This is a genomic window from Rhodopila sp., assembly GCF_035548095.1.
Classification (GTDB): Bacteria; Pseudomonadota; Alphaproteobacteria; order Acetobacterales; family Acetobacteraceae; genus Rhodopila.
On the sequence record NZ_DASZUV010000002.1, the window covers coordinates 95841 to 116873 of the forward strand.

The window sequence follows — 21033 nt, forward strand, 5'->3', positions numbered from 1 at the left end:
CATGCAGATCGCCGATCCCGATTTCCCTATCACCGCGATCGTCTACACCGATGGCGCGGCCTTCGAGACCTATCTGTGCGAGATCACCCGCGCGATGACGGAATCCGGCCTTCGTCTCGCGGGACTGGTCCAGCACCGTATCGCTCGGCCAGGCCGGCGAAAATGCGACATGGTGCTGCGGGATCTTGCCACCGGCACGCGGCATCCGATTTCCGAGGATCGCGGGCCGCTGGCCCGCGGCTGCGTCCTGAACACCGATTTGCTGCTGCGGGCGTGCGTGGCCGCCGAGGCGTCATTGTCGAGCCGTACCGAACTTCTTGTGCTGTGCAAGTTCGGCAAGACCGAGGTGGAGGGTGGCGGCGTGCGCGGCCTGATCGTGCACGCCCTGGACCTGGGCGTATCGGTGCTGATCGGCGTACCCGCCATCAACCTGGCTGCGTTCCGGACGTTTGCAGGCGGCCTGGCGCGCGAGCTGACGCTGGCCCCATACAGCGTGGAAGAGATACCATCAGCGTCGATGTTCAGAGACTACCTGACGACAGAGCCAGGTTGACCCGACATGCCCCGGAACTTCTGCTGCCTGGGCATGATAAGCGCCTTCTGACCGTCGGTCTGAGCTGATCAGGCGCCAATCCGGAATATACGTTTAGATTGACATACTACCGACCCGTGAACTGCCTGAGCCAACCACGCCTATGCTGCCGCGCGGCGTAGGAACGCGGCGGTGTCAGCATCAGCGGGCAGTCGTCGAGAGATCCACTTCGCAGGCGAGGTCGAGTTGCGTCATGCGCCGCCTCATTCGCCAGCTTCTTGGAAGAGCGCGCGCCGTTTCCCACACAGACATGCGTTGGTCATCCACCCCTATGTTGACACCGTGTCGAGCCCGGATGTCGCCCCAGGGGCCCGTTTTAGCAGACGGTGTAGGCCCTTACGTTATTTCGCCGTCCTGGGTCGTGAGTTCGCATCCCGCCCTCTCCGGATCCGCGGTAAACTGCCGACCATGGCCCGTTCCGCCGATACCGAAACCCGTTTCGCCAGCTTCGTCGCCACCCTGGGCCGAGGACCCGGCCGATCACGCGCGCTGACACGGGAGGAAGCCGAGGACGCTTTCGGCATGGTGCTGCGCGGCGAAGCGGATCCGCATCAGATCGGCGCTTTCCTGATGCTGCTGCGGTTCCGTGGCGAGGACGCCGACGAAATCACCGGCCTCGTCACTGCCGCCCGGCGGCATGCCGGATTGCCCTGGACGGATCTGGCGGTGACCTTGGACTGGCCTTCCTATGGTGCCGGCCGGACCCGAGGTGCTCCCTGGTTCCTGCTGTCGGCGTTGGCGATGGCCCGCGCCGGGATACCGGTATTGATGCATGGTTGCAACGGCTTCACCCAGGGCATCGGTACCGAGGCGGGCGTGCTCGCCCTGGACCTGCGGCCCGTGGCCTCGGCCGCCGAAGCGCGGCGTGCACTGCGTCGTGACCGCTTCGCCTATGTGCCGCTGCGTGCGATGGCGCCCACGGTCGAGGGTCTGCTGGGCATGCGCCGTCTGTTCGGCCTGCGCTCCCCGGTGAACACGGTGGCGCGCCTGCTGAATCCAGCGGACGCGCCGTGTGGCGTCGATGGCGTGTTCCATCCGCCCTATATCGACGTACACCTGGGTGTCGCCGAACGGATGCGGCGGCCGCGCCTTGTCGTGCTCAAAGGCGGCGGCGGAGAGGTGGAGCGGATACCGCTGAAGCCGGCCATCGCCTCGGTGTGGGACATGCATGCTGGTCGCGGAGAGCTCGCCCTGCCGGCAGTGACCGGTCTGGCGCCGTACTCGGCCTCTGAGGATCCGGCGGCGTTGATGGCGGCTGTCTGGCGGGGAGACGCTGTCCCGGCGACACCGCTTGCCACGGTATGGGCGACCATCGCCCTGGGCCTGCTGGCTATCGGCCGCACCGCCGATCCGGCCATGGCCATGACCGACGCCCAGGCCATCTGGGCACAACGGCACTGACAGACGCCGCCGCTGCGCCTAAAACCCCGCCATGCGCTACATCTCCACCCGCGGGCAGGCGCCCGCGCGCGATTTCGCCGACGTGCTGCTGGCCGGCCTTGCCGAGGACGGCGGCCTGTTCGTCCCCGAAACCTGGCCACATTTCTCGCCGTCCGACTGGCGGGCCATGCGTGCCCTGCCCTACCCGGCCCTCGCCGCGCGGGTGATGCAGCCTTTCGTCGGCACGTCCATTCCGTTCGCCGTGCTGGAGCGGATCTGCCATGAGGCATATGCCGGCTTCGGCCATCCGGCGGTGGTACCGCTGGTGCAGCTCGACACGCATCTGTTCGTGCAGGAGCTGTTTCACGGCCCGACGCTCGCCTTCAAGGACATGGCGATGCAGGTGCTGGGGCGGCTGTTCGACTATGTGCTGACCCGGCGTGACACGCGGGTGACGATCGTGGGTGCCACCTCGGGCGATACCGGATCGGCGGCGATCGAGGCCTGCGCCGGACGTGACCGTATCGACATCATGATCCTGCATCCGCACGGGCGCACCAGCCTGGTGCAGCGGCGGCAGATGACGACCGTGCTGGCGCCGAATGTCGGCAATGTCGCGGTGGAAGGCACATTCGACGACTGTCAGGACCTGGTGAAGGCGATGTTCGCTGACACCCCGTTCCGCGAGCAGATGCACCTGTCGGCGGTGAACTCCATCAACTGGGCCCGCATCGCCGCGCAGGTGCCGTATTATGTCGCCGCCGCCCTGGCGCTGGGCGGGCCGGATCGGGAAGTGGCGTTCAGCGTGCCCACCGGTAATTTCGGCAATGTCCTGGCTGCCTGGGTGGCCGGCCGGATGGGGCTGCCGATCACCCGCCTGACCATCGGCTCGAACCGCAATGACATCCTGACGCGATTTCTTGACCACAACGATATGTCTATTCAACAGGTCGAGCCCTCGCTGTCGCCCAGCATGGACATCCAGGTCAGCTCCAACTTCGAGCGGTTGCTGTTCGAACTGCTGGACCGCGACGCCGAGGCGACGCGACGCGCGATGGAAGGGTTCCGCAAGACTGGCCGAATGGTCGTCGCCGACCCGGTATGGCATCGGGCGCGCAGTCGGTTCAGCGCGTTTCGTCTGGACGATGCGGGCACCGAAGCGGAAATCCGCGGGCTGCGAAGCGCGACCGGCTATCTGGCCGATCCGCATAGCGCGATCGGCATCGCCGCCGGCAGGGCACATCCGGCTGGACCGGGGGTGCCGATGGTGGCGATGGCGACGGCGCATCCGGCGAAGTTCCCTGAAGCGATCGAGCGCGCCACCGGCGAGCACCCTGCCCTGCCGCCGCGTCTGGCCGACCTGTTCAATCGGACCGAACGCTTTACGGTCATGCCGGCGGATCTGGGTGCGATCGAGGCGGCGGTACGCGCACTGGCCGGCCGCAACGCGGCGGCCTGATGGCGATGCGGCTGGTCGTTCCGCATCAGGACCGGCCGCTGCAGCCTCCCGCGCCGGACCGCGTCCGCCGTTTCAAGCGTCATCTGATCGAATGCCTGCGGGAGCTGCGCAAGGCCCGCCGGCCGGACCGGCTGATCCAGGCTCTGGTCGTCCCGGTGGCGGCGGATGTGGTCCCGGTTCTGGTCGCCGGCTGCACCGCCTGTCGCGGCTTCTGTTGTCTGGGCGGCGGGGAACACGCCTATATCGACGAACGCACCCTGGCCCGTATCCATCGCGACCAGCCGGCGCTGACCGGGCGCGGGATGATCGCGGCCTATGTCCAACAGATCGCCCCCCGCTCCTTCGCGGATTCCTGCCTGTTCCACGGGGAGACAGGCTGCACTTTGCGAGCGGACATGCGCGCCCGCCTCTGCCACAGCTTCTTCTGCAGCCCGCTGAAGGAATTCCTGCGTGGCGCGGTGCCGGCAGATGAGGTCACGGTCGTTCCCGGACCTGCCGGCTGGGATGGCGGACGGGTGCCGAAGGTGACCTCGCCGCGTTGACGCTCCGCTCGGCGTGGCTGACACCGGAGGACATGTTCGACCGAGTCGCGCCGCTGCTGTTCGTCCTGCTGTGGAGCAGTTCTTTCGTCGCGGCCAAGGTCGGGCTGGTGCATCTGTCACCACTGCTGTTCGTGGCGGTGCGGCTTGCCGGTTGTGCGGTGGTGCTGGTGGCGACGATGCTGGTGCTGCGCCGATCCTGGCGGCCGCTGCGCAACTGGCGCTGGCTGCATTGCGGCATCGCCGGGGCCAGCCTGAACGCAATCGGGCTGATGGCCCCGCATGTCGGGCTGCTGCTGGTCCCCGCCGCGCAGATCGCCCTGGTGCAGTCATTGACTCCGCTGCTGACAGCGCTGCTGGGCGTGGTGCTGCTCCATGAACATCTGCGACCGCGGCAATGGTTGGGTCTGGCGTTGGGAATGGCCGGCGTAGGATTGGTCGTCGGCCATGCCGCGCTGGACAGCCCCACCCGCTTTGCCGGGCTGGTGCTGGCCTTTATCGGCGTCCTCGGTCTCGTCGCGGGCACATTGTATTTTGGCCGCTTCTGCCGGGGCGTACCGTTGCTACCGGGCGCCGCGGCACAGTTCCTTGCCGCCGCGGCGGTGTCGGCGGCTGGCGCCTGGCTGCTCGAAACCCCGCGCGCGGTGTGGACCGCCTCGTCGGTGTCGGCGGCGGCGTGGAATACACTGATGGTCTCACTGGGCGGCATGTGCCTGTATTCCGCCATGCTCGCCCGCGGCACCGCCGCTCGGGTCAGTGCGAACTTCTATCTTGTGCCCGGAACGGCCGCTTTCCTGGCCTGGGCCTTGCTGGGCGAGGGCCTGACCGCGCTATCGATCGCGGGCCTCGTCGTCGCATCCGCCGGGTGCTGGCTGGTCAGCAGCAAAAGCCGTGCATAGGGCGGAAGCACCCGTCTCTACCGCCTTGGCACCGGCCGCATCATCCCGGCCTTGCGCCCGCGACATGGACTTGCGTTTTGCGCGGACCGAGTGCCCAGCCTATGGTGGTACAACGTGCTGGCGAATCGCCTGACGCACGTCCAGGGTGCGAAACGCCAATGCTGTCAAGCAAAGCCAAATACGCCCTCCGGGCGGCAGTCTTTCTGGCCAAGACATACCCCAACACCACCTGGACGCTGGCGTCGGATATCGCCGCGACGCAGGATCTTCCGAAAAAATTCCTGGAAGCCATCCTGGTGGAGCTGCGCGATCATGGCATCGTCGATAGCCGCCGCGGCCGTTACGGTGGCTACCGCCTGACCAGGCCGCCGAGTCGGATCAAGGTCGGGGATATCATCCGCGTCATCGACGGCCCGCTGGCGCTCACACCCTGCTCAAGCCGCACACAATACGGGGTGTGTGCCGATTGCGTCGATCCCGTCCTGTGCTCCCTGCGTCCCGTGCTGCAGGAAGCTCGGGACGCCGTGGCAGGGGTGCTGGACAATTGCTCCCTCGCTCAACTGGCCGAGGGGCCGGACACCAGGCCGTCCCCCGCCCACAAGGCGGTCGCGTAAGCCGCCGGCGCGGCTCATTTCATATCCTATTCGATAAATAGAAAAATATTGTTGACAGGCACCTCCAGGCCATGCGTTGATTTCCTATAAAAGAAATAGGCAATCACGAAGCACAGCAGCGGAGACGGACCATGCCTGATGCCACTGCCTCACGCGCTCCCGGCACCACTCGGTCACCGGACGCGGCCGACGGTTCCACGATCGCGGTCATCGGCGCCGGGTTCTCTGGCACCTTGCTGACGCTGCATCTGGTGCGGCGATGTCCCGCCAACACCCGGATCATCCTGCTGGAACGCGGCGGCGCGCACGGCCCCGGCGTGGCCTACGGTACGCCGCACGCCTGCCATCTGCTGAATGTCCCGGCCGGAAGAATGAGCGCTTTTCCCGACCGTCCACTGGACTTCCTGCACTGGTTGCAGGCACGCCCCGGGACCGCCTCATCCGGCCCTGCCGCAGCCTCCCCGGACCTGTTCGCGCCACGTGCCGTCTATGGCGCCTATCTCCGTGATCTGTTGCAGCAGGCGATGCGAGACCCGGCGGTTCGCGGCCGCCTGACCCTGGTGCATGACGGGATCACCCGCCTGGAGCAGACCGGCAAGGGCCTGCGCCTGCACGGCAGCCACGGCGCGTCGACCGAGGTCGATCTGGCGGTGCTCGCCACCGGCAACCTGCAGCCCGATCCCATCCCGGTGGGCAATGGAGCCTTCTACGCCACACCGCTCTATCGCCACGATCCGCTCGCCTCCGGCGCACTGGACGGGCTGGACCCGGATGCAGCGGTCCTGCTGATGGGCACCGGCCTGACCATGATCGACACCGTGCTGACCTTGCTCAACAAAGGGCATCGCGGGCCGATCCAGGCGGTGTCCCGTCGCGGTCTCGTGCCGCATCGGCATGCGCCGGCCGGTCCGCTGCCACAGACGGCGGCGGCGTTGCCGACCAACCTTCGACAACTGACCCGCTTCGTGCGGGCCCAGGCCAGCGCCGCCGCCGAAGCCGGCAGCGACTGGCGCGCGGTGATCGACTCGTTGCGGCCGTTCACCGCCGATCTATGGCAGGCTTTGTCCCCTGCCGACCAGAAGCGCTTCCTCCGCCATGTCCGGCCCTGGTGGGACATCCACCGTCATCGCATGGCCGGCCCCGTCGCCGATCGCATCGACGCGGCACGCGAGACTGGCCAGCTGCACATCTTCGCTGGTCATCTCCACGACCTCGCGGTCCAGGACGAGACGGCCGTCGCCACCATTCGTCCGCGTGGCGGTTCCGACACGATAATCCTGCGGGCAGCCCGCGTCCTCAACTGCACCGGCCCCGGCACCGAATGCGCTCGACTCCGCGACCCGCTCCTGCGCGCCTTGCTGCGGAACGGGATCGTGCGCCCGGATCCGCTGGGCCTGGCGCTGGATGTCGCCGCCACCGGCGCGGTCCGCGGTCGGGATGGCACCCTTTCGCGCTGCGTATTCGCCATCGGCCCGCTGACCCGTGCAGCGTTCTGGGAGATGACCGCCGTCCCGGATATTCGTCGCCAGTGCGATATGATGGCCCGGCACCTGAGCACCCTGGTCAAGCCCGCGCGATAGGACCTGGTCGCCGGCCCCCGATGGGTCACCGGAACGCCCACCGCACCGCCACGGCCAGCCCCAGCGTGCCGGCTCGCACCAGCGGAGCGGACACCACGGGTGACGGCAATCCGTGCATCACGCGGGCCCAGTCCGGCAGCAGATCAACCGCGGCGTGCATCGCCATCGTCTGAAACGGCTGGACGGCGCGTGATCGAGCGCGTTGGGTCAGCAGGAAGCGGGCCACCTCGCGGGTGCGGTCGTCGCATCGCAACCGGGGGCGCATCGCCTGCACCAGCGCCTGGGCCTCTGCCCGTGAACGCGGCACCGGATCAGCCCCCAGCGCAACGCCGATCCGCGCCATCTCGGCGATATAACGATCCTGGTCGGCCGCCGACGTTCCGGGTGCGGCATAGCGCAGCCAGGAGTTCAGGAAGCAGGTCGTCTCGGTCACGTGCACCCAGGCGAGCAGGGTCGGGTCCGACGCAGCATAGGCCGTCCCATCCGGCAGGACGCCACCGATGCGATCATGGATCGCCCGCACGCGGTCGACCGCCGCCTGCGCCTCCTCCGGGCTGCCGTAGGTGGTCTGGGCGATGAACCGAGCGGTGCGGCGCAGTCGACCCGGCATGTCCTGCCGGAAATTCGAGTGGTCCCAGACGCCCGCCAGTACTGCCGGATGCAGCATCTGCAGCAGGAGCCCGGCGATGCCGCCGACCATCATCGCCGTAACGTCGCCGTGCACCTGCCAGGCCATCGACCGCGGACCGAACCAGCCATCCGGTCGTCGCCGCACCGGCCGCTCACCGCGCGCCCGGTCGTTGAACAGTGACACCACCCGTTGGGCGATCACGGTCTTGACCGGCGCGGCGATCAAAGCGGCAAGGCCGGCGCCACGCGAGCCTACAGGATCGGGATAGGGCATCAGCGGGTCAGGGGGATCGGGGCGGAACGCCCTTGCGCGGTATCAGATATTGCTCGAGTTCCGAGAACAAGGTCTCGAACGGCTTGTCTCCGAACACCGTCATGATGTCGAAGCCGATCCAGAAGAATTTCGCCTCGCTGGAATAGTCCTTGAACTGCTGATCGTCCTGCAACGCCTTCAACACGTCCTTGAGCCGAGCGGCATAGGCAGGGTCCAGGTCCTGGAACGCGGACACGCCGCCGGTCATGATCGGCAGCGCGTCCTTGAAGTCATAATCGCGCAGACGGCGCGACCACTCCGCCACCACCTGCGTCCGGATACGGGCACGGCGGCGATCCACCTCACGGTTCACCGCAGCCAGGAAGGTGTCGACCGCGAACGCGGGACCAACCGCAACATCGGTGCCGCCCGGCTGGCGCAGGGTGAACAGCTTGGTGCGGATGATCACCATTGCCCCGAAGCCGGAGAGGAACGCCAGGTCGATCAGGTTGTCCTTCAGGCCGAATGTGGACGGCCCGATATGGCGAATAAAATACAGGGCGATCATGCCGGCCGCGCCATTCGCGCCGATGTAGCACAGGCCGGGTGGGGAGCAGGCGGCCATCCAGGGATTATCCCGATAGCGGGAGATCAGCTCGCATGCCCCGACCATGCTGGCCAGGACGAAGGCGAGTCCAAACGCCACCCACTCATTCCGGTCGAACGGCGCATCGATGATGGCGTGGTGTCCGGTCAGCCAGACCAGCGTCGCAAACGCGAGCAGCCCGATGACCACCGACAGCAGCACGACGTTATCGGGTGGCCGGAGTGGTGCCGGGCTGGCAGTGACCGGCCTAGGATCACGCATCGCCGTTTCGCAACACGCGATTTTCCCGAACCATGGCCGTTTCAGGTGCCGAAGCGCGGTCGGCGGCGGCCCGCGCAACCCTGCGATCGACGGCCGCGCACGGGCTCAGGCTCATGCGGCTACGCGGGTTGGGGCGGCGCCACCGCCCTGCCCTGACCGGTGATTTTATAGAGAGCGTCGCCGAATTCATTGACACCGTCGGCGACGATCAAGCCTTCCTGCCGCAGCGCGCCCAGGGCGAGACGATAGGCCCCAAAATCTGGCTGGCTGACCTGGGCCGACACCTGCTTGAACAGGTCCCGCTCCTCGATTGCCTGATCGGGCTGGCCGGCCAGCAACTGCAGGACGGGCGCGCTATAGGTGATGTATGCGCGGCGCAGTTCCACGGCCATCACGGCGGCAGGGGTAGCATCCGCGCGGGCCGTGTTTGCGGTGACCGAGGAAATCAGGTCCAGCAATTCACGCGCAGGGGAACTGGGGGCGCCGCTTTTCGCGAATTCGGTACTCAACAGACGTTCGGCCATGGTTCCGTTCCGCCGCCGGTTTCAGGCGGTCATCCTACCAAAAGCAACGGCCCGAGGCATATAGGCGACGCCCGGGGCCGGAACCAGATCGGGACGTCGCCGCATCAGGTCGGCTGCGGTGCCGGCGCGACGCCGCCACCAGGGCCGGCCGCCGGGCGTCCGGTGGTCGGCACCGAGGCCCGGCGGGATTCAGGCGCGGGCTCATCGACCACCTTACGGATCACCGGCTCACCGCGCAGGACGGTGCGGATTTCATCGCCCGACAGCGTTTCGTGCTCCAGCAATCCGCGGGCAATGCGGTGCAACTCCTCGATATTTTCCGTCAGGATGTGCCTCGCTCGGCTATAGGCTCGATCGATGATCGACTTGATCTCGGCATCGATCTCCCGCGCGGTCGCTTCCGACACGTTCTTGTTCTGCGTCACTGAATGACCCAGGAACACTTCCTGGCTGTTATCACCATAGGCGATCATGCCGAGCTTATCGGACATGCCCCATTCGGTGATCATGCGGCGCGCCTGGTCGGTCGCCATCTTGATGTCGCCGGCGGCGCCGTTCGACACCTTGTCGGGACCGAAGATGATCTCCTCGGCGGCGCGTCCGCCCATCGCCATGGTCAACTCGCCCAGCAGCTTCGACTTGGACTTGGAGTAGCGATCGCCCTCCGGCAGGCTCATGACCAGGCCCAGCGCGCGGCCGCGCGGCACGATGGTCGCCTTGTGGACCGGGTCACACTCCGGCTCATACATCGCGCACAGCGCGTGACCGCCTTCGTGGTACGCGGTCATGCGCCGCTCGGCCTCGGACATCACCAGCGACTTGCGCTCCGTGCCCATCATGACCTTGTCCTTGGCGGCCTCGAACTCGGCCATGGCAACCACGCGCTTGCCCAGGCGGGCGGCCAGCAAAGCCCCTTCGTTCACCAGGTTGGCCAGATCGGCGCCGGAGAAGCCTGGCGTACCGCGGGCAATGACCTTGGGATCAACATCGGATGCCAGCGGAACCTTGCGCATGTGAACGCGCAGGATTTTCTCGCGCCCGTTCACATCCGGGTTCGGCACGACCACCTGGCGGTCGAAGCGACCAGGGCGCAACAGCGCCGGGTCCAGTACGTCCGGACGGTTGGTGGCGGCGATCAGGATAACGCCTTCGTTGGACTCGAAGCCGTCCATCTCCACCAGCATCTGGTTCAGCGTCTGCTCGCGTTCGTCATTGCCGCCACCCAGGCCGGCGCCGCGATGGCGGCCGACCGCATCGATCTCGTCAATGAAGATGATGCAGGGGGCGTTCTTCTTGCCCTGCTCGAACATGTCGCGGACGCGACTGGCGCCAACGCCGACGAACATTTCCACGAAGTCGGAGCCCGAGATGGTGAAGAACGGCACATTCGCCTCACCCGCGATGGCTCGGGCCAGCAGGGTCTTGCCGGTGCCGGGCGGGCCGACCAGCAGCACGCCCTTGGGGATCTTGCCACCCAGGCGCTGGAACTTCTGCGGGTCCTTCAGGAATTCGACGATCTCCTGCAGTTCGCCCTTCGCCTCATCGATGCCGGCCACATCCTCAAACGTCACGCGGCCCTGCTTTTCCGTCAGCATGCGCGCACGGCTCTTGCCGAACCCCATCGCGCGGCCACCGCCCGACTGCATTTGGCGCATGAAGAACACCCAGACGCCGATCAGCAGCAGCATCGGGAACCAGGACAGCAGATAATGCAGCAGCGGGTTCACATCGCTGTCTTCCGGCTTCGCGATGACGCGGACGTTCTTGTCCGTGAGCGTCTTCACCAGCGCCGGGTCTTCCGGCGTGTAGGTCTGGAAGGTGCGCCCGTCGTTCAGTTGGCCGGAGACAGTGCGTCCCTGGATCACCACATCGCGCACACGGCCGGAATTCACTTCGGAAATGAAGTCCGAATAGGCGATCTGCGTCGAGTTCGCGTGATTCACGCCCGGCTGGAACAGATTGAATAGCACCACGAGCAACAGGGCGATGATCACCCATAGCGCGAGGTTCCGGCCAAAATTGCTCATGTGCACTTTCTCATGTGTTCTCGATCGGACATCAGGGCGCGCCCGGCCATGGGCCGTCGGCGGACAGCATGGCGCCGTTTACATAGTGTGTGAAGCAGAACCCTGCACCCCCGTCGGTGACGACATGCCGGAAAATACACGGTCTGGCGACGACTGGGCGGGGGCTGGGCTGTCCCAACCGGAAATGGGACGGAAAGCCGCTCCCGCAGCAGGCCGGGGCGGTTCAAAGACAAAGCGGACGCGCTTCAGGGCGACATCGGCGGCATGGCGCAGATGCGGCACGGCCAGCAGCTCTTGCCCCAGCCATAGCGCAGGCAGGGTGCGCAGCGCGGCCGCGGGCAGCAGCGACGCGCGGCGGAACCTGGACGCGGCGTTGCCAAGGGCGCCGATCGTAATCCCCTCCCGCCCCGGTGGCAGTGACCCGAGCAGACGCATCCTGCCGTCCCACCGGACACCCGCTCGGGCCGTGACAGGGGGGGCCATGGCCGCTTCCTCCCGAACCAGCATGAGCCGGCCGCGGCTCTCCAGAATCCGCACACCGGCCAATGTTGCCGGCCGCGGCGCGGCGGCCAGAAGCACCAGGGTCCTGCCGGCCGGTGGGTAGGGCGCGCCGCCAATCGTCTGCACAAGCGCCGCAAGGGTCTCCACGCGGATCGGACCACGCGGCAACAGCGCGACACCTTCTGGCCGGATGGTGGCAATGGCGGCGAGGCTGACGGCGGTCGCGGCCTCGGAGGCGGACCTGGCGCAACCTGCCATGATGGAGGCCGCAACCAGGCACATCGGGTCGGTCCGGGTGAGACGGTCACGCAGGCGTACGCGGAGTGCGGCGGGATCCCGATTGGAAGGGTCCTCCACCCAGGCGATGCCGCGCGCTTCCAGGAAGCCGCGCAGGATGCCGGGCGGCACAAGGAGCAATGGGCGCAGCAGGCGGATGTCCCGCGTCTCGGCCACGGCGGGCATGCCGGCCAGACCGGAATTGCCGGAGTCGCGCAGCACCCGCATCGCCAGCGTCTCCGCCTGGTCCGCCGCATGGTGGCCCAGTAGAAGATGCAGGAAGCCACCGGCGCGGCAGGCGGCCGTCAGCGCGGCATAGCGGGCGATCCGCGCACGCTCCGCCAGGGCCGGCCCGCGTTGCAGACCGCTCAGCGTCAGGATCGTGGCAGGGACGGACAGGGATGCCAGGCGGCGCGCCGTCACATCCGCCTCGGCGGTGGAGTCCGGGCGCAGGCGGTGGTCCACGATGAAGGCCTGCACGCCGCCGCCCTGCCCGGTCGCCCAATCCCGCGCGAGCAGGGCCAATGCCGTGGAATCGGCGCCGCCCGACGTGGCGATGGCCAGTCGCGGGTGCGCCTCAAACGGTCCCAGCGACGCCATGGCGCCGGCAAACGCCGTCGGCAGGTCGGCGACCGGCGGCGCGGCCCATGCGAGTCCACGCCGCGCATTCATCGGGAAAACGGCGTTTTATCCGCAGCCACCCAGGCGGGCGCGGGTCGACGCAGCGCCTTCCCGGATGTCGGGGCGGGCCTGCGGGAACTCGGCACGCAGGCGGTTCAAGGTGTCGCAAGCGGCTTTCTTCTCATTGATCGCCGCCAAGGAGTTGGCCAGGCCCAGCAACGCGGCGGGGGCGTGCACCCCTTTGCGGGAACGGTTGTAGGCATCATCGAAGGCAATCGCGGCCTGCGCGTATTGACGCTGTCCGGCCAGCGATTGGGCGAGCAAAATCTGCGCATCATAGGCCCGCGGCGAGGTGCGGTTCGCCAATACCTCGCGCGCCGACTGTTCCGCCCTGGCATAGTCGTGGCGGGCCAAGGCGGCATTACCGTCTTGCAACGCGATTTCCGGCGTGCGCGGCGCAGGGGCGGACGGAGCCGGAGGCGGCGCGGCCGCGGTCGTGCCCGGCGAGGGCGCCGGTGGGCTGCCCGAGGGCGGGCGGGCGGCGCTTCCCTGCCCGGACTGGAATGCCAGGTCATCGATCCGCTTGCCCAGCTCCGCCGTCTGCTGCCCGAGCTGATTCTGCGTGTCCTGGATCTGGCCCCGCAGCTGGCGCACCTGGTCCTCCAGCGAATCCACCCGCGTCAGCAGCTGGGCCACGAGATCGCCGCTGCCGCCGGATGAAGGCGGCGGCGCCACGTAGATCGGTCGGGAGCCCCCGCCGCCCCCGCCGCGTGCGATCTGGTCCTGCAACACCTGCACCTGCTGGCGCAGCTGATAGATCTGGTTCTGCAAGGCGATCCCTTCGCGGCTGTCGATCTGCGCGAAAGCGGGTGCGGTTGCGACGGCCGTCAGCAGCGAGGCAGACAGGACGGTACGGGCGAAAAGCCGCATGCGAAGTTCCCTGCGTGGTTGGGCCTGGGATAGCACGATCTGAGGCAAGGCTGCGTAGAGCATGATCGGGGTCAGGTCCACCCGATCATGTCCCGCAATTCCCTTGCTTCGCAGACAGGTCGCGGTGCCCCGCGCAGCAGTCGCGGCTACGCCTTCGGCAGGTGACGGGCGATGTAGGGCGGCAGGTTGAAGGCACCGACGTGGATCTCCGGCGTCCAGTACTGCGTCGTACCCTCGATCCCTGCCTGGCTGGCGCGCTGGCGAATGGTCTCAAGGGGAATCTGCGTCAATCCGGCGTCCTTGCCTGCCCAGCCCAGCGTCATGAAGCCGCCGACATAGGTTGGCACGGCGGCGACATAGGCCGTGACATGGGAAAAGAAGGCACGGCGCCGAGCGCTGGTATCACGCAGCTCATCGGCTTGCATGAACGGCACGCCGCACTGGTTCACGACCACGCCGCGCGCAGTGAGAATGCGGGCGCAGTTGCGGTAGAAATCATCGGTGAACAGCACTTCTCCCACGCCGATCGGATCAGTGGAATCGACGATGATGACATCGAAGGATGCGTCTGGCGCCTTCTTCACGTAATCGATGCCGTCGCCCACGATCACGTTCGCGCGCGGGTCGTTCCAGGCTCCCCCAGCGATGCCGGGCAGGAACTCCCGCGACAGGCGGATGACCTCGCCATCGATCTCCACCATCACAGCCCGCTTCACGGTCGGGTGCTGCAGCACGCGGCGGAGTACCCCGCCATCGCCAGCGCCGATGATCAGTACGTTCGCCGCCTCACCATGTGCCAGCAGCGGCACGTGTGCCAGCATCTCCTGGTAGACGAACTCATCGCCTTCGGTGATCTGGATGACGCCGTCCAGCACCATCACCCGGCCATGCGTCTCGCTTTCGAAGATGGCGATGTCCTGGAACGGGCTCTGCACCCGCGCGAGCTCGCGCTTCACGCGAAAGCGCTGGCCCCAGGCCTCATACAGTGTTTCGTTGATCCAGCTGTCGGTCGGCATCGTGACCCCTTTGAGCGTGCGTCGGACGATCGTCCCGTCGCTATCGTTCCCGGTCGATCGTGCCCATTTTGCACGCGAACGGCCCGGATCAGGGTCCGGGCCGCCGGCCGGTCGTTACGGAAGTGGCGGTCAGGTGATCAGACCGCGGCGCTGCTCACCCAGGTTGATGGAAGCTGGCTGGAACGCTGCCTTCAGCATCGGGATGCTATGATACGGATTGCAGGCGCCGCACATGAAGATGTCGATCGCCGCGAAATCCCGCTCCGGCCATGTGTGGATCGAGATGTGGCTCTCCGCCAGCACCAGGACGCCGGACACGCCGCCATTGGGCGAGAAATGATGGAAATGCCCGTGCAGGATCGTTGCGCCGGCCGCCTCGGCCGCATTGCGTAGCGCGCGATCGATGTGCTGGGGATCCGCCAGATTGGTGGCCCCCCACAGATCGACCAACAAATGCGTGCCGGCGAACTTCACCCCGTCCTTCTCGACGAAGTAGTCCTTCTCGACATCGGAACCAATCCGCTCAGCGTCGGATGAGGAAGTCTGGTTGCTGCTCGGAAGTTCCGAGACCATCCCCAGTGGGCTGAGTGCGTTCATCGCGTACCCTCCTACCAGTAGACGGCCTGTTGGACCGTACGCGCGAAACGCGCCCACAGTCCCCTCGGGCCAAGGCCGCGGAACATGATGACTAGGAAGATGGGATGCAAGCCCTTTTCGGACCTGCACGCAGTGAAAAACGCATGGCTGACGGGAATTAATCTTTCGGTGCCGGGGGTGCCGCATACAGCGCCCGCAGGTTGGCGGGCAATGACTGCGCCAGGTTGATGTCCTGGCGCACGCGTTGCAGGTCAGAGGTGCCGCGCACGGGCGGTGCCGTCAGCAGACGAAACATGTCGGCCAGCGCCCCACCGGGCAGGCGGGGTGAAAACCTCTCACGCAGGTCGGCCAATGCCGCATCATCCCCGGCGCGCGCGGCGGCGGTGGCCAGACGGACCAGGGTGCGTGCCTGGTCGTCGTCCAGGCTGCCGTCCTCGGGCAGCGACTTCGCGGCGTAGTCGGCCCAGGCCTTTTCGGCACCCGGCCAATCCTGCGCCTGCTCCAGCATCGCCGCGCGCGCCTGCATCGCCGCCGGCGTGCCCAGCGTCGCCAGCAGCGCATCCGCAACCTTGGTATCGCCGCCGCGCGACAGTGCCTCGGCGCGGGTGAGCGCGCGCCTCTCCGCCAGGGCGGGCGGCAGGTCCGGCGCGTCCGACGCGTCCAGCACGGCCAGCGCGGCGGAGGCATCCTTTTCCCGCACATCAATGGCGGCGAGTTTGGCGCCGTACAACGCCCTGCTCAACGGCGTCGGCGCGCCTTTCATCAGCTTCTCCAGCACCGGTCCGGCGCGGTTCGGCAGATCGAGCGCGACGAGCCGATCGGCCAACCGTTCCTGAACCCGCGAATCGTCGGGCCGGTTGGAGGCGAGATCGGCGTTTTCCTCGATCGTGGAGACGACATCGATCGGCGACTGGCTCTGCAGACGCGGGTCGGAGACCATGTCGGCAAAGGCGTTTTGCAGCCGTGCATGGACCTGGGCTGCCTGGTCGGGGAAATCGGCCTCGGCCTGACGCAGGGTGGTCAGCGCGACGCGCCACTCGCCTGTCTGCTCGCGCAACTCGGCAATGCGTTCGCGCAACGACAACTCCCGCTGATCGCCTCGCCACGCGTAAACCAGCCGGTCCATCGCGTCCGCCGCTTCGGCCGGCTTGATCTTGCCGGCAGCGAGGCGGGTTTCCACTGCCATCACGGCGGCACGGACGCGATCGAACTGATCCGCCGAGACGGCAAGCTGGTCCAGCATGGCCAATGCCTTCCCGGTCTCATTCTCTTTCAGCGCCATCAGGGCCCGCGCGTAGTCCAGTTTGGGATTGTCCTTGTATTCGAGCAACAGCCGTCCAGCCGCCGCGGATTCGCCCCCCAGTGCCTCGGTCTCGGCCACCAGAGGCAGCAGGCGGTCGCGAAGCGCCTTGGGATAGAAAGACAGTACGGGGGCAGTCGCTGCAAAGACGCTGGCGGCGGCGGGCGAGCCTTCCTCCAGCATCGCCTGGCGGACTCCCCGCCAAAAGGTGATGTCGTCGGCGCCGCTCAGGCGCGGATCATCGATGGCATCGGCTTCGGATGTGCGGCCGGCAAGCAGCGCCGCGACAGCACCCAGCGCGGCGACATCCGGCGAGTCCGCCAGTCTGGGATCCTGTTCGGCGGCGACATGGATCAGGCTTTCGGCCTCGGCGGCCATGCCCAGGGCGAGCATTGTCGACGCAACGGCCAGACGGCGCGGACCGCGGGCCTGAGCGGGGGCAGCAGCTGCTTCGCCGATCTGGCTGACCAGCCGGGACAGCAGGATGTCGGGGCTGGCGGCGGCGATGCTGAGCCTGCGGGTCAGAGCCAGCGGGTCCGCCGCGACGCCAGTGCCGGGCGGCGACACCGCCAGGCCGGACGGCGGGTGCGCGATGGCGAAGCCGGTGGCGGCAACCTTCATGGTCAACGCGTCCGACAGCGGTTCCACCACCACGCCCAGCCTGGTCGGCCGGATGACGAAATCGGCACTGCCGCGGCCGACGGGGACTGCCTGGCCGGACCGGGTGGTCGTGCCGATCAGCAGTGTCGCGCCGGTATCGGGATCGGCCATGGTAACGACGCTGGCTGGCTTCTGCGCCGTCAGGGTCATGTCGCCGGAGCCATATAAGGCGGTGATCGCCTGCGGCCTGGGCGGCGCCTTCGTGACCATGACGCGCCAGCCACCACGGATCGGAACCAGGTCCGTGCCAGCGCCACTCGGCAGCGGCACGCGCAAAAGGGTGCCACCGGCCAGCAGCCTTACCTCGGCCTTGCCGAAGACCGGATCGTCACGCAGCCCGGAAAGGTCGATCGGCCGGCGTTCATCGAAGACGGCGAACAGGTCCTGGCCGCTCTGAAACGCCGCCGCGCCGACGCCGGCAGCGAAAGGCAGGATGGCGGCTGACCCGCCGGCTTCGGCCGACATGCGTCCGAGCCGCGCCAGCAGGTCGGTCTGGCTGTCCGGCGCGGGATCGGCAAGGCCCGGACCGCCCGGTGCGGTGGCCTGCGCCAGGTCGGGCGGCTGGACCGGCGGGGCGGGCGGAGACATAAGCGGCCGCGCGGCCACGCCCCGCGCGGCAGCCGACACACCCGGCGGAAGCGGGGCGGAGGCGGCCTGGGACGAAGACGTCCCGCTCGAAGACACCCCGTTAGGGAAGCCCGCGGCGACAGATGGTGCCGGTGGAAGTGTCGCGGCCGCGGTGGGCTTGGCAGGCTGCGGATCGGACCGGGACGCCGAGGCCGATTCTGTCGGGGCGGTCCGCGCCTGAGAAATAACGCCCTGGACAGGCGTGCGGCCGCCAAGTTCAGGCGAACGCATCATTGCGGTCGGGTCTGTCCGCCTTGGCTTATGCCGGCGCCCCTTCTTCTCCCGCTGCTTGTCGCGGTCCGGCTTGTCGGGTGTCGGGGCACCGGCGGCGGCCAGAACGGTGTCCAAAGCACCGGGCTTCGGATCGTTCATGTCCAGGACCAGATGCCCGCCAATGACGGATGGATGCAGCGTCGCGCCAGGCAGCAACGTCAAATCCAGGACGGATCCATTGGTCCGCACGGAGATCACGTTCTGCGGCGGGCGTGGCGCGCGTTCCAAGGCCGACGATTGCTGCAGCCTCACCGTCACGCGCTGCCCGGACTGCTCGATCCGATATTTCGGCTCCTCGGGTGTATCGATGACGATACGGCCAAAACCGGGATGGTCGCCGGACCGCACCGGCACCGCCGCCGGGGACGCGGCGCCGGCTATCGCCGGCACCGCGCCGAGCGCGGTCAGAGCCGCGGCAAGGGTCCGCGCGACGCTCGACGTCATTCGAAGCTGGCCAACAGCTTGTCGATGTCGGATTGATCCATGGCCTGTTCCGGCAGTTGCGGGCCGTTCAGCAGCCCGTCGGTCTCGGTGGCCGTTGCATGCCCCGGCATTGTGACAGGACGCGTGCGGATGCGGGCACGATCGGTGGAGGAGCGATCCTCCGGAGAGCGATCGTCTGGAGAGCGATCCTCGGGGAAATGATCTTCGGCCATGGCCGGACCGAATGTCGCGATGATGTGTGCCACCTTGGCGTCAATGGCTTTCAGCGCGGCGACGATCTTGGTGATCCGCTGGCCGGTGATGTCCTGGAAGCCGCATGCCTCATAGATGCGCGTCGTCGCTTCCTGCAACCGCTCGGCGGGGGCTCCGTCGATGGTGTCGGCAACCTCATCCAGAATCTCGCAGCTGGTCAGTATGGCGTGGGTCGCCTGCGCGGTATGATCGACGATCGCGTCCAGTTCGTCCGTCGCCAGCGGGATTGCCCTGCCCGTGATGTCCTCCACGTGCAATGCCGCGATTTCCGTCCTGGCGGCTGCGATCGTTCGTGCCAGATCCTCCACCTCCTGCAGCAGCGATGCCTCCTTGGCGCTGAGTTCGTCACTGATGGTTGTTAGCACGGCGCGCACGACGTCGGCCAACATCTCAGGATCGAGCTCCGGCTTCTGCGCCCTGATTTCAGCCAGCCGGTTCTTGAGGGCATCGATGCCGGTGAGTCCGAACGAATCAAGCATGGTTCAAGACCTTTTCGATCTTGTCCTTCAGCGTTTCGGCGTTGAACGGCTTCACGATGTAGTTGGACACGCCGGCGGCCTTCGCGGCGACGACGTTCTCGGCCTTGCTTTCGGCGGTCACCATGATGAAGGGGGTCGCTCTCAGACGGCTGTCGGCGCGCACTTCCTGCAACAGTTGCAGGCCGGTCATCGGTTCCATGTTCCAGTCGCTGATGACCAGTCCGAAGTTGCCCTTGCGTAGCTTTTGCAACGCCTCGGCGCCATCGCTCGCTTCCTCGACGTTATTGAACTCGATCTGTTTCAGAAGGTTTCGGATGATACGAAGCATTGTTTTATAGTCATCCACGATCAACACGTTCATTGACTTGTCGATGGCCATCGCATGGTCTCCTGTTCCTGCATCAACTGCCTCGTGGTTCAACCCCGGCCAAGCGGCGCGGCGGCCTGCGATGTGGGTTTCGATCGCCCGGCCGGTGGGTTCTGCGGCGCGGCGAATGGCGGCGCCTGAGCAGGTAGCGGCGACGCGTCGCCAGCTGGCCCCGGCAAGTCCGGCACGGGATTGGCCGGGCCACGGCCGGTGCGCATCCGCGCCAGTTCGGCGGTGACTTCACGGGCCTTGTCGGGGGTCATGGCCGCCATCACCGCGGCGGCCTTCGAGTCCTTCATCCGGTCCATCACCTGCAGCAGGACCGGCATCGACAGGTCGTTGAAGATGGTTGCCGCATCGCGCGGCTTCATCGCCTCATAGAGCTTCACGAGGCCCTGCCACCCGGCCTCCTGCTTCTGCTTGCGGGCCGTGTCCAGATCTTCCAGGCTTTTGCGCAGGGCCTGCAGTTCCGCCACGCGCGCCTCCAACCGGTGCTCCGAGGCGCCAAGCACTGCTTCCCGCGCGGCCAGCGCCTTGTCCCGATCGTCGAGGTCCTTGCGGCGCTGACGCAGATCCTGCAGCAGCGCCTTTTCGGCATCGCTCAGAGCCGAGGCCGGAGGTGTCCTGGGCAGACCATCAGCTTGGGGCGCCTGGCCGGGTGGCGGCGACAGGGGCGGGGAAAGGCCAGCCGACGCCGATTTCTTTTCAGCGGCGGTGCCGTGATCGGCGGCATTCGCCAGCGCCACGACCGCCGTGTCGGCCGGATGCGCGCCGGTTACCACCGCCTTGACCAGCAGGCCCAGCTTCACCGCCAGCAAGACAGCGATCATGCTGGTGGTGATCGGCAGCAACCGCGGGGTGGGGATGCGTTTCATCGGACGAGGCGCAATGCCTGCAACAGATTACGCTCCGCCTCCGACCGTTGCGCGGGGGTGGCGGGTTCGGTCGTGACCAGCAATGGGTCGGGCGCGAGCGGCCTTGCGGCCCGCACGAGAGAGTCCAGGCGGTCGGCGATCCGATCCCCCCTCTCACCCAGGAACAGCAGGTCGTCCTTCAGCATGGCGGAGGCGGCAATCTGCTGTTCCAGCTTGCGGCCAGCCCCGTCGGCAGCCGCCTTTAGCCGGTCGACCCCGGCCTCGGCCTGGCGGGTACTGGCGTTGAAACCGGCGATCAAGGCTTCCAGAGCGACGCGATCGCGTTTCAGGACTCCCAGCGCGCGTTCCAGCCGCAGCGCCTGGACCAGGGTGGCCAGCAGCAGGACGACCAATACGATTTCGAGCGTCCATTCCATGGCGCCATCGTGCGCCGGAATTGGTTAAGAAATC

At 67.2% G+C, this 21033-nt stretch carries 20 protein-coding genes; 7 read left to right on the plus strand and 13 right to left on the minus strand.

Annotated elements, in window-relative coordinates; genetic code table 11:
• The first annotated feature begins 1 nt into the window (after nt 1).
• From VHC04_RS02680 to VHC04_RS02710, 7 genes are all read left to right on the plus strand, one after another.
• Nucleotides 2-553, plus strand: a complete 552-nt coding sequence (locus VHC04_RS02680; protein WP_325677671.1) for a DUF2478 domain-containing protein — start codon at nt 2-4, stop codon at nt 551-553.
• A 447-nt stretch (nt 554-1000) separates the two neighbouring features.
• Entirely contained in the window at nt 1001-1993 is a 993-nt protein-coding gene (locus VHC04_RS02685) for a glycosyl transferase family protein (RefSeq protein WP_325677673.1), read from the plus strand.
• A gap of 31 nt (nt 1994-2024) precedes the next feature.
• A complete protein-coding gene (thrC, locus tag VHC04_RS02690; protein ID WP_325677675.1) occupies nt 2025-3431 on the plus strand; it encodes a threonine synthase in 1407 nt (468 codons plus the stop codon).
• Complete coding sequence (locus VHC04_RS02695; RefSeq protein ID WP_325677677.1) at nt 3431-3973, plus strand: hypothetical protein; 543 nt, start codon at nt 3431-3433, stop codon at nt 3971-3973. Before thrC ends, VHC04_RS02695 begins: the two co-directional genes overlap by 1 nt.
• A gap of 32 nt (nt 3974-4005) precedes the next feature.
• Complete coding sequence (locus VHC04_RS02700) at nt 4006-4869, plus strand: DMT family transporter (RefSeq protein WP_325677679.1); 864 nt, start codon at nt 4006-4008, stop codon at nt 4867-4869.
• A gap of 158 nt (nt 4870-5027) precedes the next feature.
• Nucleotides 5028-5483, plus strand: a complete 456-nt coding sequence (locus tag VHC04_RS02705) for an RrF2 family transcriptional regulator (RefSeq protein ID WP_325677681.1) — start codon at nt 5028-5030, stop codon at nt 5481-5483.
• Between the two features lie 131 nt (nt 5484-5614).
• A complete protein-coding gene (locus VHC04_RS02710; RefSeq protein ID WP_325677683.1) occupies nt 5615-7063 on the plus strand; it encodes an FAD/NAD(P)-binding protein in 1449 nt (482 codons plus the stop codon).
• Between the two features lie 25 nt (nt 7064-7088).
• Here the strand turns inward: VHC04_RS02710 and VHC04_RS02715 are convergent, their stop codons facing one another.
• The 13 genes from VHC04_RS02715 to VHC04_RS02775 form a co-directional block, all read right to left on the minus strand.
• Entirely contained in the window at nt 7089-7967 is an 879-nt protein-coding gene (locus VHC04_RS02715) for an oxygenase MpaB family protein (protein ID WP_325677685.1), read from the minus strand.
• Between the two features lie 7 nt (nt 7968-7974).
• The gene (locus VHC04_RS02720) at nt 7975-8814 is read right to left on the minus strand and encodes a hypothetical protein (protein WP_325677687.1); all 840 of its coding nucleotides are present in this window, start codon (nt 8812-8814) and stop codon (nt 7975-7977) included.
• Between the two features lie 119 nt (nt 8815-8933).
• Nucleotides 8934-9338 (minus strand): hypothetical protein, encoded by a 405-nt coding sequence (locus VHC04_RS02725; RefSeq protein ID WP_325677689.1) that lies wholly within the window; start codon nt 9336-9338, stop codon nt 8934-8936.
• 104 nt (nt 9339-9442) lie between these two features.
• A complete protein-coding gene (gene ftsH, locus VHC04_RS02730) occupies nt 9443-11365 on the minus strand; it encodes an ATP-dependent zinc metalloprotease FtsH (RefSeq protein ID WP_325677691.1) in 1923 nt (640 codons plus the stop codon).
• A 78-nt stretch (nt 11366-11443) separates the two neighbouring features.
• Nucleotides 11444-12814 (minus strand): tRNA lysidine(34) synthetase TilS, encoded by a 1371-nt coding sequence (gene tilS / locus VHC04_RS02735; RefSeq protein ID WP_325677693.1) that lies wholly within the window; start codon nt 12812-12814, stop codon nt 11444-11446.
• Nucleotides 12815-12829: 15 nt separating this feature from the next.
• The gene (locus VHC04_RS02740) at nt 12830-13693 is read right to left on the minus strand and encodes a hypothetical protein (RefSeq protein WP_325677695.1); all 864 of its coding nucleotides are present in this window, start codon (nt 13691-13693) and stop codon (nt 12830-12832) included.
• A 146-nt stretch (nt 13694-13839) separates the two neighbouring features.
• Entirely contained in the window at nt 13840-14709 is an 870-nt protein-coding gene (gene speE, locus VHC04_RS02745) for a polyamine aminopropyltransferase (RefSeq protein WP_325677697.1), read from the minus strand.
• Between the two features lie 129 nt (nt 14710-14838).
• A complete protein-coding gene (speD, locus tag VHC04_RS02750; protein ID WP_325677699.1) occupies nt 14839-15306 on the minus strand; it encodes an adenosylmethionine decarboxylase in 468 nt (155 codons plus the stop codon).
• Nucleotides 15307-15463: 157 nt separating this feature from the next.
• A complete protein-coding gene (locus tag VHC04_RS02755) occupies nt 15464-18610 on the minus strand; it encodes a tetratricopeptide repeat protein (RefSeq protein WP_325677701.1) in 3147 nt (1048 codons plus the stop codon).
• A complete protein-coding gene (locus tag VHC04_RS02760) occupies nt 18607-19341 on the minus strand; it encodes a protein phosphatase CheZ (RefSeq protein ID WP_325677703.1) in 735 nt (244 codons plus the stop codon). The genes VHC04_RS02755 and VHC04_RS02760 overlap by 4 nt, the downstream gene beginning before the upstream one ends.
• A complete protein-coding gene (locus tag VHC04_RS02765) occupies nt 19334-19720 on the minus strand; it encodes a chemotaxis response regulator CheY (protein ID WP_325677705.1) in 387 nt (128 codons plus the stop codon). The genes VHC04_RS02760 and VHC04_RS02765 overlap by 8 nt, the downstream gene beginning before the upstream one ends.
• A 38-nt stretch (nt 19721-19758) precedes the next feature.
• Nucleotides 19759-20583 (minus strand): MotE family protein, encoded by an 825-nt coding sequence (locus tag VHC04_RS02770; protein WP_325677707.1) that lies wholly within the window; start codon nt 20581-20583, stop codon nt 19759-19761.
• Nucleotides 20580-20999 carry a DUF6468 domain-containing protein gene (locus VHC04_RS02775; RefSeq protein WP_325677709.1) on the minus strand — a complete coding sequence of 140 codons (420 nt, stop codon included), beginning with the start codon at nt 20997-20999 and terminating at the stop codon, nt 20580-20582. Before VHC04_RS02775 ends, VHC04_RS02770 begins: the two co-directional genes overlap by 4 nt.
• Nucleotides 21000-21033 lie beyond the last annotated feature (34 nt).